Below are 12,596 nucleotides of genomic sequence, written 5' to 3' on the forward strand. Positions count from 1 at the left end.
GCTTTTGCTGTTATCAACTCTTCTTTCGAACTAGTTGATCAAGCCCACCTTGCAGTGTTTACGTGACCTCTAGAGATTATCACTCTAGGCTATGCGTTAAATAGCGGAATTATGAGCATCTTTTGCGGATAAATAAATATAAATTTATTAATTTACTATTTTCAGAAATATATTTTAATCAATTATAACATTACTCATTTTTTTTATAGCTTTAACAATAGCCTGAGTACATTCAGGATTAAATATAGAAGGTAAAATATTTTCTTCAGTTAATTCAGAATCAGGAATAATAGATGCTAAAGCATAAACAGCAGCTAACTTCATTTCTTCTGTAATTTGAGTAACTTTGCTATCTAAAGCTCCACGAAAAATTCCTGGAAAAACTAATAAATTATTAATTTGATTAGGAAAATCTGAACGTCCTGTTGCTACAATACGAGCATTACCTTTTTTAGCTTCTAAAGGCATAATTTCTGGTATTGGATTAGCTAAAGCAAATACAATTGCATCCTTATTCATACTAGCTACCATTTCAGAAGTTAATAAATTAGATTTAGAAACACCAATAAAAACATCTTTATTTTTAATAATTTCAGTTAAATTACCGGTTTCATTATAAAAATTAGTTATTTGTGCCAATTTTTGTTGATTTGCATTTAATAATTCTGTATCTTTAGAATTAATTGCTCCATTTTTATCTACTAATACAATATTTTTAGGCTTTAATAAAAGTAATAACTTCGCAATAGCTGTACCTGCTGCTCCTGCTCCTAAAATAACTATTTCCGCTTCAGATATCTTTTTATTAACAACTTTTAAAGCATTAATTAAACCCGCAGAAACAGCAATAGCCGTTCCATGTTGATCATCATGAAAAACAGGAATTGATAATTTTTGTTTTAATTTTTCTTCGATTTCAAAACACTCAGGAGCTTTAATATCTTCCAAATTAATAGCACCAAAAACAGAAGAAATTTTGCTAATAATATTAATCATTTCATCAGGATCTTCAGAATCAATACAAATAGGATACGAATCAATATTGGCAAATTTCTTCAATAAAACAGCTTTACCTTCCATTACAGGAATAGAAGCTAAAGCGCCAATATTTCCTAAACCTAACACTGCTGTGCCATTGCTAATAACTGCAACATTATTACCTTTAGAAGTATATTTATATACATCTTGAGGATTATCTTTAATTTTTAAACATGGCTCTGCCACTCCTGGAGTATAAACAAGTGCTAATTCTTTTAAATTATTAATTTCTACTTTAGATACTGTAGCTAATTTCCCTTTTTTTTGCGCATGCAATTTTAACGCTAATTCTTGATTATTCATCAATTAATCGCTCCTGTTTACATTTGAATTATTTATAAAATTTATCTATAAAGTTTATTAACAAACAAAAATTAATTCAACTCAAATATTAATTATTTACAAAAATTATTTTTTTAATCAAAAACAATCTTTATTATTAAAAATTAATCTTAAAATTTTAAAAATGAGTAAAATCATTATTATCATTAAAAATAATACAAAAATAACCGACACCAATAATAATAATGTATGAACTTTGGCGAAATGTCAACATAAATTTATTTTTTTAATAAAAAATTTTCGTTTTTTTAATAAACTTTAATTTAATATTAAAATTATTATATATATATAGATACGTAATTTATTTTTCATTAATAATATCAATAGGTTTTTTAAAAATAATTTTTATAATTTGAATAAAAGTACTTAATAAATAAAAAATCAATCCCAACGCAAAAACATATATATAAACTCGCAAATTGGAAATTAATATAGGAATAGAAAAATAAGAAATAAACCAATTATTAATTTGAAATAAAAAGAATTTTATTACAACCGAAGATAAAATCAAATTAATGAAAAAAATTATTGCAATTTCTGTTAAAAAAATAGATAAAATATAAATTTTTCCAGCTCCAAGAGCTTTCAAAATTCCTATATCCCTATATCTTAGTTTAATAGAATTGTTTGTAAAAATAATTATCATAATTGCAACAAAAATAGCTAATAAACAAGCTATTCCAAAAACATATGGCAAAGCTAATTGCAATATTCCCTGATCAATTGTATTAAACAACCTTATAAAAGGGGTTCTTGATAAAATAAAATTTATTTTTTTTTGTCGAAAGTTATTGTTTTGATTATTATTCATTTCAAAACAATAATGATAATCATCAACCAAATCATTTATTTCATTGTGAGATAAATTTTGAGTGCAACCTATTATTTTAAAAAAATTAAAAATTTTGTTTTCTTCATAACCTTTTTGCATTATTTCCGAAGTTATAATTTTATTTATTATTGATTTAGGCAATAAAACTATATTTTTGTTACCAAATTCTTCTTCTTCTTCATAATATTGATCTAAAAACAATAATTTAATAGTATGTAAAAATTTTTGCTTATTATTTTGTAATAATTTATATTGTTTTTGGTGAAAATTATTATAATACTGAAAACGAATCAAATATTGATTTTCATTTACGGTTTCAATTAATTCTCTAGGTTTATTTAATATAATATCTAATAATTCATTAAATAATGAGGATTGATTATAAATAATATCTGGTTTGGCACAAGATTTTAAAAATTCGTCTAAATGGCGAGAGACATAAATTTTATTTTTATCAAAATTCATTGGTTTTTGGTAACCAATAGCTTTCCAAAATTTTTCACTCTCAGATGTTTCTAACAAATCAAACAAAATTTTATTATTATAAAATAAATTAAAATTTAGATAATTATTGTCTTCTGTTAACTTATTAAATAATAAATTTTTCCAATAGCAAACACTTATTATTGGTTGTAAATTAATTTTTGGATTTTTTCGTTTCAAAGAATCAAACTCATTCCAAGTAATTGGCAACATAATATTTTTATCATCTAAACCTTTAGTAAAAATAAAATTTTGCTCATAATTATTTTTAAAAATTGATTTAATGACCTGAGGAGACTGATAAAAATACATAGCTAATATTAATCCTAATAAAGCGAAAAAAATAGTGGTTAATATAATATTAAAAAATAAAGAAACAATTTTTAACTTCATATGATTCAAAGCCATACAAAAAGATGATCTTGAAAATAATTTAAAAGTTGTTTTTAGAAAATTAATAGATTTATTATTAATTGATTCTTGATTATTTTTATTACAATTTAAAACATCAATAAAAATATTTTGAGAATTTCTAATATTATCTTTAATAATTTTACCATCTTTTATTTCAATAATGCGATCTGCGTAATTATAGGCTATTTCTAAATTATGTGAAACTAAAATAATTAATTTTTGATTAGAAATTTTTTTAAATAACTCTAATATTTGTTTTTCAGTAATACTGTCTAAAGAGCCTGTAGGCTCATCAGCTAATAAAAAATCAGGTTCCTTAATTATAGCTCTTGCAATAGATACTCGTTGTTTTTGACCTCCTGATAATTCTTTAACATCACGTTTACCAAAACCATTTAAATCCACTAAATCGAGAATATTATTAATCAATATATCGTCGACTGGTCTATTTTGCAATTCTAAAGCAATAGCTATATTTTGAAATACTGTTAAATCATTGATTAAATTAAAATTTTGAAAAATAAAACCAACTGATTGATTTCTGTAATTACTTAATTCATTTTCACTTAAATTTGATAAAGATTTATTTTTAAACCAAACATCTCCGTTAGTATTTGTTTCTAAACCACCTAATATATTCATTAAAGTAGTTTTTCCGCTACCAGATTTTCCTATAATAAAAACTAAACCTTTAGAGGGTAAAGAAAAATTAATAGATTCTAAAACAGAAATAAAATTTTTTTTAGATTTAAATATTTTAGTTATATTTTTACATACTAAAAACATACTATTTATAAGACTTTCTTAAAAATAAAAAAACAATAAAAAATTAAAAAATAAACTTTTAATTAAATAAAAATTATTTTTTTAAAGTACAACTAATAAAATGTTCATCAGACACTTGATATAAATCTAAATCTGGTTCTGCATAATTTTTGAAATTACGAAAATCAAAAATATCATTTTCAGCGTCATAAATATTTTCGTTAAGTTTAATATGAGAACGATAAATGCTAGTTGATAAAAAGTCATTTAATAATTTTTTAGTGTAAGGATGTATAGGATTACTAAAAATTTTTTCACAAGGAGCTTTTTCAATAACCATACCTTTATATAAAACAATAATATTTTTTACTAAAGAAGCTACAATACTTAAATCATGTGTAATAAAAATCATAGACATATTATATTTTCTTTGCATATCTTTAATTAAATTTAAAATTTCTTGTTGAACTATAACATCTATAGCAGTAGTAGGCTCATCTGCAATTAACAATTTCGGACGAGAAATCAAAGAAATAGCTATAGATATTCTTTGGCATAATCCTCCAGATAGTTGATATGGATAAGATTCCAAAATTTTATAAGGATCGGAAATCTCTACTTGCTTTAGTAACTGTATAGATTGAAGAAAAGCTTGTTGCCCATATATCCCTTTACGCAATTTTAAAATTTCAAAAATTTGTGTCTTTATTTTTAATAAAGGATTTAAACTTGAAACGGGATCTTGAAAAATAATACTAATTTCTTGGCCACGGATTTTACGCATTTGATGTTCATCAAAATCAGAAATTACTTCTTGATTAAAAATAATTTGCCCTTTAACAATTGTTTGATTATTTTGGAAAAGTTTTAAAATCGATAAAGCAATTTGACTTTTTCCAGAACCAGATTCACCTATAATAGCCAAAGTTTCTTGTTCTTTTACTTCAAAACTAACTCCTCTAACTGCTTTAACCAAGGAATTTTCAGATTGAAAATAAGTGTGTAAATCTTTTACTTGTAACAAATTCATATTATATCATCCCTTAATAATAGATATAAATAAAACAACTATAACTTTTTTTAAAATTGTTTAATTAGTTAAAATATTCTCGCATATTTATAAGAAAAATTCTATTTATTATAGCATTTTATCAATTTAAATCGCTTTGAATTATATTAATTACAATAATTATTAATTATTATTAAAAAAATTTAACATTATTTTTCATAATAAGGAATACGAGGAATCGCATTTAATAATGATTTAGTATAAAAATGCATAGGTTTTTGAAAAATTTCTTTTGTAGGAGCTAATTCTACTAATTGACCTCGATACATTACTCCAATTCTATCACTAATGTATTGGGCCACTCCTAAATCATGAGAAATAAACAAATAAGTAATTTTATATTTAGTTTTAAAATCATTCAAAAGATCTAAAATTTGTTTTTGCACAGTTACATCTAATGCAGAAACAATTTCATCACAAACTACAAATTTAGGTTTTAAAATTAATGTTTTAGCTATGTTTACTCTTTGCCTTTGACCTCCACTTAATTCAGCCGGATAACGTTCCATCAAATCTAAAGATAATCCGCATTTATTCATAATATCTATAATTTGTTGACGATAATTAGGATCTTTATAACCTAAAACTTTTCGATGAATTATTAAACCTTCTCCGATAATATCACGAATTTTAAATTTAGGATTTAAAGCTGAAAAAGAATTTTGAAAAATAATTTGCAAATCGGGGCGCCAAATTTTCATTTGACTAGGTTTTAACATGCTTAAATTAATATTTAAATCATTTTCAGGAAAATACCAAATATTACCGTGATTATTCTTTTGTAATTGTATAATTAATTGACCTAAAGTAGATTTTCCTGAACCTGATTCACCTATAATACTTAAAGTTTCTTGTTTAAAAATAGATAAATTAATATTATAATTTGCTTGAAAAATTCTTTTATTAATCACAAAAGATTTATGCAAATTTTCAACTTTAAATAAAATTTGAGATTTTTTTATACCCATTTATTTAATAATACCTCTTTCTTTGAAAAAAGACGAATCTATCAGTCACATAAAGCAATTTATTCAATAAATTCATTAATACCTTCTGCTATAAAATTAAAGGCTAAATTGGTAAAAATAATAAACATCATAGGAAAAAAGAATAATCTAGGATAGACATAAATATAAGATTTATTAAGACTCAATAAAAGTCCCCATTCTGGGATAGAATTATCTAAACCAATTCCAATAAAACCAAAAGAAGAAGCTACCAAAATAACACTACTTAAACTTAAAACCACTCTCATCAACAAAGTAGTTAATAAATGAGGGAAAATATGTTTACGAATAATATAAATATGACTAGCTCCTAAAGACAAAGCGTTTTTAACAAAATCTTGACGAGCTATTTTAATAGTAGCATTTTTAATATTTTTAATAAATGTTGGCAAATAACAAATAGATAAAACCATAATTAATTGATAAAGTCCGGTTTTTAAAAAAAACATAATTAGAAATGCTAAAATAAAATCTGGAAAAACAATTAAATAATCACAAATAAAATTAGTTATAATATCCCAAAAACCTGAAAAATAACCACCTAAAATTCCTAAAATTCCTCCTATCACAAAACTAATGGAAACAGAAATAACAGCTATATACAAAGATGTCATAGTTCCTCTAAGCAAATAAGAAAAAACATCATGACCTAAAGAATCTGTTCCAATCCAATGATAAGATCCGGGTTCCAAAAAAGATTCATACATGAAATTCCACATAGAAATTTTATTCGGAATAATCATAGGGAGAATAAAAGTTATTCCCAACAAACAAAATAATAAAATCAAACCAACTAATAAAATTTTATTTTTTTTACATAAAAAATTTAAAAAATAAAATATTTTTTTTTGTTTTTTTTGAATAATAAAATATACCTCCTAATTATTGTAAATGTAAAAAAAATTACTTTTTAGTAAAAGTTGGATCAATAAAATAACATAACAATTCAACTAAAATTCCAATCGAACTAATAACTAAAGATAACATTATTACGCAGCATTGTAAAACAGGAAGATCTCTTTGATTAAAAGAATTAAACATTAATAAACCTAAACCATTTAAATTGAAAATACTTTCCAAAACAATAGCGCCACTTAACATAAAATTAAAAATTAAACTAACATGAGTAAGAATCGGAATTAAAGAATTTTTTAATATATGTTTAAACCAAATTCTTTTGTTAGACAAACCTTTTGCTCTAGCGGCTATAACAAAAGGTTGTTCCGAAACAGATATTAAAGTAACACGAGCAATACGAAAAATCGAAAAAACTGCTACCAAACTTAAAGAAATAATAGGCAAAATCCATGATTTAATATGATCTAATCCTGAAATAGGTAATAAATTTAAATAGAAAGCTAAAAAATATTGTAATAAAAAACCAATAATAAAACTCGGCATAGAAATAAACAAAATAGAGGTAAAAATCAAAATATAATCTATTTTACTTTTAAAATTTATAGCGGATAAATAACCTAAAAAAATTCCTATTAATGAAGCTATTAAACAACTTAAACAAGTTATCGTAAAAGTTATTTTAAAAGATTTTATAAATAAACTTAAAGCTGAAATTTGTGGATACGCATAAGATTGACCAAAATCCCATTTAAAAATAATCTTATAAATATAACTCCAAAATTGTTCTAAAAAAGTTTTATCTAATCCTAGTTGAATTCTTAATTGTTCTCGTTGTTGAAAAGTACTTTTATAACCTAACAAAGATATAACAGGATCTGAAAAAAATTTCATAGCACTAAAAATTAATATAGAAACAATTAAAAAAATTAATCCAACATAAAATAATTTTTTGACAAAATATTTGTGAAAAAACATTTAATCTAAACTGCTCCTTTGATCTACCACACAATTAGCTTAAAAATGAAAAATTTTTATTTAAAAAATGTAGTTAATTTAAATTTTTCGTAATTTAGTTATATCTTGATTTCCAAGTATATTAATATTAAAATTTTTTATATTCTTACGAATAGCCATTTCAGAATATTTCTGACAATATAAAGGAATAATAGCATATTTATTAAATAATAATTGATGCAAATTACGAACTTGCTGATCATAATCATTATTATCACTATTTAATTTTAAATTATTTAAACCTTGAAGAATTTCTTCATCATCTGATAATTGATGCCAACACATAGATCCTCCTTTGTCTTTAGGACCAAAAAAATAATTAAGAACATAATAAGGATTAATATCTTCGAAATTTTCTGAAATCATTAACATATCAAAATCACCTTTTTCTCCTTGATTAGCTAATTCATTTAATTCTCTAATTTCGTGCTTAACATTAAATCCTTCTTTTTGTAAAAAATCAGTTATACGACTAGCATAACGATAAGAAATAGGAGATGTTGAATTAATACTTAAAAAACTTATGGATTTGTTAGTATCGGGTCTTCGACTTACACAAGAATTATCAAAATTAGGTGTTTCTAAATAACCTATCATACGTGGATCTGACATGCTATTAACTATTTGATAACGATCCGAATCCTCACCTAATTGTTCCAAAAATTGTTGTTTTTTTCCCGGAGTTAATGTTTCAACAATGCTTTTACGTTCTTCAATTGATAATTTTTGGCAATTTAAAAATAAATATGTTATAGTGAGTGATTCTGGTGTCATAATTTGCAAATCAGAAGATCGAGATAAATCTTTAGATGAAGTTTTATCAAGAATAAGATAAGATATATCAATGTCTCCTTTTTTAAGATGCATATTTATAGTTTGAGTATCAGGAATATAACAAAATTTTATTTGTTCGATATTGCTATCGCTATAATCATCTTTTCTATAATAATCAATAAAACGATCTAATTGAATATTATTATTATCAAAATATTTTAATTGAAAAGCACCTAAACCAATTCGACGATTAGGAATTTTGTTTTTATCACCTTCAAAAATAATAATAGGTATTTTGCTTAAATGATGATAATTTAATGGATCTTGATCATCTGTAAAAAGGATAAAAAAACGATTTATATCATTATTATCTGGTTTAATATCTTGAATAACACTAGAATGTTCACCACCTGTTTCTTTATTATAAAAAAAATTATCAATAACATCTTGATTATTTAATATACGTCCATTATGAAATTTAATACCCGGAGATAAACAACATTGATAATATCCTGCAAATTCACCTTCTGTTATTTTTTCCGGCATAGCAGTCAAAAGACAAGGTTTATAAATTGTTTTTATAATATTATTTTCTTTAAAAGGATACGCTTTAATTAAATATTCGTGCAATAAATCTCTAATGCGACTGTTAACAACAGTATTAGCTCCTTGCCCAAATATACCAAAACCTTCTTGTACTGGAACTGTTAAACCCGCAGTCAAAATATGTTTATTTTGTTCATTTAAATTATTTCTACTTTTTTGATAATATTTTATAATAACCCATAATATAATTATTATAAAAACGCTTATTATTAAAGCAATAATTTTTTTATTTTGCAAAATACGAAAATTAACCAATAAAAATATACCTAAACTTCCTAATAAAATACTAATTAAAATAAAAATCATATTAACTAATCGCCTCTATTACTTCAAAAAATTTCAAAAAAATCTAAATTTAAAAAATATTGATTATTATATCAATTATCATATATTACAAAATATTCATAAATCATATGAACAACACAACATAAAATAGATTTAAATATATATATATATATATATATATATATTTAATTAATATTTATAAAATTAATATAACTTTTTTTAGTTATAATAATTCTTTACTATGTTATAAAAAAGAAAATATAAAATATTTATCAATTAATTTACTTTTATATAAACTAATGTTTATTTTTTAACATAACTTATATTATCATAATAAATTCACATTTTGATTACAATAGGAATTCCTAATAATTTTAATCCTTCTTCTAAAACTATACAAATACTTTTAATCAATAAAACAAGACCTTGTTGCAATTCGAATTGAGAAGTTAAAATCTTTTCTTTTTCATATAAATAATTAGTATGTTGAGATAATTTAAATAAATAACGAGCCAATAAACTAGGCATATTATTTTGAATAATTTTTTCTAAAATCACAGGAAAATCATCTAATAATTTAACAATAATAAAATAATAATCTTTTTGAAAATAATTAGTTAAAAATAACCAATTCAATTTATCTAGTTCAATATTACATTTTATTTTAGAAATAATAGATTTTAAACGCACCAAAGTATATTGTAGATAAGGACCTGTATTTCCTTCAAACTTAATCATATTTTCTAAATTAAAATCAATATTTAAATGACGATCGTTTTTTAAATCATTAAAAACAATTGCGCCGATAGCGATTTTTTCCGCTACTTTACTTATATTTATTTTTGATAAATTTTTATTTCTATTCTCAATAATTTTTATAATCTTCTTTTGAGCATAATGAATAATATCTATTAATTTATAATCCTGGTGTTTTCGAGTAGAAATTTTAATTTTATTTAAACAAATTAAACCAAAATTAACATGTTGAATATCAAAAGAATATCCCATTTTTTTCATAATTTCAATTAATTGTTTATAATGTAATTTTTGTTCATTACCTACTACATATAACATTTTCTGAAAATTAAATTTTTTAATACGATACAATAAACAAGCCATATCACGAGTTAAATAAAGAGTACTACCATTATCTTTTTGAATTAAAGCTGAAGGTGTATTTTTTAAAGGAAAAATATAGGCTTTTTGATCAAAAATAATTAATTTTTGTTGATATAATTTTTTAACCAATCGTAAAGCTTTTTGGTGATAAAAAGATTCTCCTATAGAAAAATCAAATGAAATACCTAATAATTTATAAATTTTTCGAAATTCTTTTAAAGAAATACGTCTAAATAAACGCCATAATTTAAATATTTGTTCATCTTTTTCTTCTAATTTTTTAAAAATATTTTTAGCTTCCAAATGAAGAGTGGTATCATTTTGAGCTTTTTCATGAAACAAAATATAAAGTTTTTGCAATTCATCGATAGTATTATTCAAAAGCAAATCTTCTTTACCCCATTTTTGATAAGCTAAAATCATTTGACCAAATTGAGTTCCCCAATCTCCTAAATGATTAATACCAATAGTTATAAAACCTAACTTTCGATAAATATTTTTTAAAGCATTGCCGATAATAGTAGAACGTAAATGTCCAATAGAAAAATTTTTCGCAATATTAGGAGAAGAATAATCTAAAATAATAACCTGATTGTTAATCTCTTTTTGAGCATAATTTTCAGATAATTTATAAATTGAACTTAAAATTTTTTGACTAATTAAACCTCTTTGTAATTTAATATTCAAAAAACCATTATCTAATTGAACTTCTGATACTATTGATAAATTTAATAAAATTTCTTTAAAATCGTTAAAGATCTTTAATAAATCGTTATTCCATTGTTCGCGATAGATAAATAAAGGTAAATAAAAATCCCATGATAAATCTTTATCATAATATTTTATTATAGACTTAATATTAAATTTTGTATTTAAAATATTAGTAATTTGGGTTTGCAAGTTTTGTAAATACATAAAAAAATTCTCCTAATTTTCCGAAAAAAATTATTTTAAACTTAATCTTAAATTAACATATTGCGAAAAAAAATAAAATTATACTTAAAATATCCAATATCAGGATAGTTTAAATATAATTAAAATTCTTAACTAAAAATTATTCTAAAAACTTGATAAATTCAGAAAATTTTTTAGGCAAAGGGATATCAAATTGTAATTTTTTTCCTGTCCAAGGATGATTAAAATATAATTGCTTAGCATGTAAAAGTTGAGACGAAACTGAATATTTTTTGGAATTATATAAAATATCTCCTACAATAGGATGTTTTAAATAACTTAAATGCACACGAATTTGATGAGTGCGTCCTGTTTCTAGTTGAAGTTCAACAAGAGAATAATGATTAAATTTTTTTAAAGTAGTAAAATGTGTAATAGCCATTTTACCTTGAGATGTTACAGACATTTTCAAAGGATTACGATAATCTCTTTTAATAGGTAAAATAATAGTTCCTTTTTTATCTAAAAAACCTTCAATCAAAGCATAATATATCCTTTTAATACCTTTATTTTGCAATAATTGTTGCATTGTCTCAACCGCTTCTATCGTTTTACCAACTAAAATCAAACCTGTAGTATCTTTATCCAAACGATGAATGATACCCATGCGTTCACTCAAAGGCATTTTGCTAAAATCTTTAAGTTGATATAATAAACCATTAATTAAAGTAACACCTCGAAAACTCACTGAAGGATGCACTATCAAATTACTCGGTTTATTAATAACAGCTAAATATATGGATAGATTATTTGCGTTTCAATAACAATTATTTGTCATTCGGTTACAGTTATCTATTACAAATAGCCCCCATCTAAACCGGACAAGCAAGTTTCCAAGCATCCGGCTTGCCATAATTTATCCTCTTCTGAGGACTAACGTTGTGTCACCACTGATTAGTTGTTAATTCCGATCATATAAGTTCTATGATGATAATCATCATGCTTGCATAATACTTACCTAACTGGTTATGGTTAATATTGCTTTTTAATTTATTCATGGTGGTATTTTTAAATTTTTGGGATTTTGATACCGTCT

At 23.2% G+C, this 12,596-nt stretch carries 9 protein-coding genes; all 9 read right to left on the reverse strand.

Annotation, left to right across the window (positions count from 1 at the left end):
- Positions 1-174: 174 nt before the first annotated feature.
- Complete coding sequence (locus OC705_RS01660; RefSeq protein WP_304512309.1) at positions 175-1,341, reverse strand: NAD(P)-dependent malic enzyme; 1,167 nt, start codon at positions 1,339-1,341, stop codon at positions 175-177.
- Between the two features lie 340 nt (positions 1,342-1,681).
- Positions 1,682-3,895, reverse strand: a complete 2,214-nt coding sequence (locus tag OC705_RS01665) for an ABC transporter ATP-binding protein/permease (RefSeq protein ID WP_304514037.1) — start codon at positions 3,893-3,895, stop codon at positions 1,682-1,684.
- A 73-nt stretch (positions 3,896-3,968) separates the two neighbouring features.
- Positions 3,969-4,904: an ABC transporter ATP-binding protein gene (locus OC705_RS01670; protein ID WP_304512307.1), complete on the reverse strand. Its 936-nt coding sequence runs from the start codon at positions 4,902-4,904 to the stop codon at positions 3,969-3,971.
- Between the two features lie 188 nt (positions 4,905-5,092).
- Positions 5,093-5,911, reverse strand: coding sequence for an ABC transporter ATP-binding protein (locus tag OC705_RS01675; RefSeq protein WP_304512306.1), 819 nt, complete (start codon positions 5,909-5,911; stop codon positions 5,093-5,095).
- A gap of 59 nt (positions 5,912-5,970) precedes the next feature.
- Entirely contained in the window at positions 5,971-6,657 is a 687-nt protein-coding gene (locus OC705_RS01680) for an ABC transporter permease (protein WP_304514038.1), read from the reverse strand.
- 196 nt (positions 6,658-6,853) lie between these two features.
- Positions 6,854-7,783 (reverse strand): ABC transporter permease, encoded by a 930-nt coding sequence (locus OC705_RS01685; protein WP_304512304.1) that lies wholly within the window; start codon positions 7,781-7,783, stop codon positions 6,854-6,856.
- A gap of 78 nt (positions 7,784-7,861) precedes the next feature.
- On the reverse strand, positions 7,862-9,508 hold the full coding sequence (locus OC705_RS01690; RefSeq protein WP_304514039.1) for an ABC transporter substrate-binding protein: 1,647 nt from the start codon (positions 9,506-9,508) through the stop codon (positions 7,862-7,864).
- A gap of 318 nt (positions 9,509-9,826) precedes the next feature.
- Positions 9,827-11,521, reverse strand: coding sequence for an arginine--tRNA ligase (gene argS / locus OC705_RS01695; RefSeq protein WP_304514040.1), 1,695 nt, complete (start codon positions 11,519-11,521; stop codon positions 9,827-9,829).
- A 139-nt stretch (positions 11,522-11,660) separates the two neighbouring features.
- Entirely contained in the window at positions 11,661-12,260 is a 600-nt protein-coding gene (locus OC705_RS01700) for an RluA family pseudouridine synthase (protein WP_304514041.1), read from the reverse strand.
- Positions 12,261-12,596 lie beyond the last annotated feature (336 nt).

It is taken from the genome of Candidatus Phytoplasma fabacearum (genome assembly GCF_030586805.1).
In the GTDB taxonomy this organism is placed as follows: Bacteria; Bacillota_I; Bacilli_A; order Acholeplasmatales; family Acholeplasmataceae; genus Phytoplasma; species Phytoplasma fabacearum.

Bases quoted from the DNA above. Each gene is read 5' to 3' on its own strand.
- OC705_RS01680 (WP_304514038.1), bottom strand. From the start codon at position 6,657: ATGTATGAATCTTTTTTGGAACCCGGATCTTATCATTGGATTGGAACA.
- OC705_RS01675 (WP_304512306.1), bottom strand. From the start codon at position 5,911: ATGGGTATAAAAAAATCTCAAATTTTATTTAAAGTTGAAAATTTGCAT.
- OC705_RS01685 (WP_304512304.1), bottom strand. From the start codon at position 7,783: ATGTTTTTTCACAAATATTTTGTCAAAAAATTATTTTATGTTGGATTA.
- OC705_RS01690 (WP_304514039.1), bottom strand. From the start codon at position 9,508: ATGATTTTTATTTTAATTAGTATTTTATTAGGAAGTTTAGGTATATTT.
- OC705_RS01660 (WP_304512309.1), bottom strand. From the start codon at position 1,341: ATGAATAATCAAGAATTAGCGTTAAAATTGCATGCGCAAAAAAAAGGG.
- OC705_RS01665 (WP_304514037.1), bottom strand. From the start codon at position 3,895: ATGTTTTTAGTATGTAAAAATATAACTAAAATATTTAAATCTAAAAAA.
- OC705_RS01670 (WP_304512307.1), bottom strand. From the start codon at position 4,904: ATGAATTTGTTACAAGTAAAAGATTTACACACTTATTTTCAATCTGAA.
- argS (WP_304514040.1), bottom strand. From the start codon at position 11,521: ATGTATTTACAAAACTTGCAAACCCAAATTACTAATATTTTAAATACA.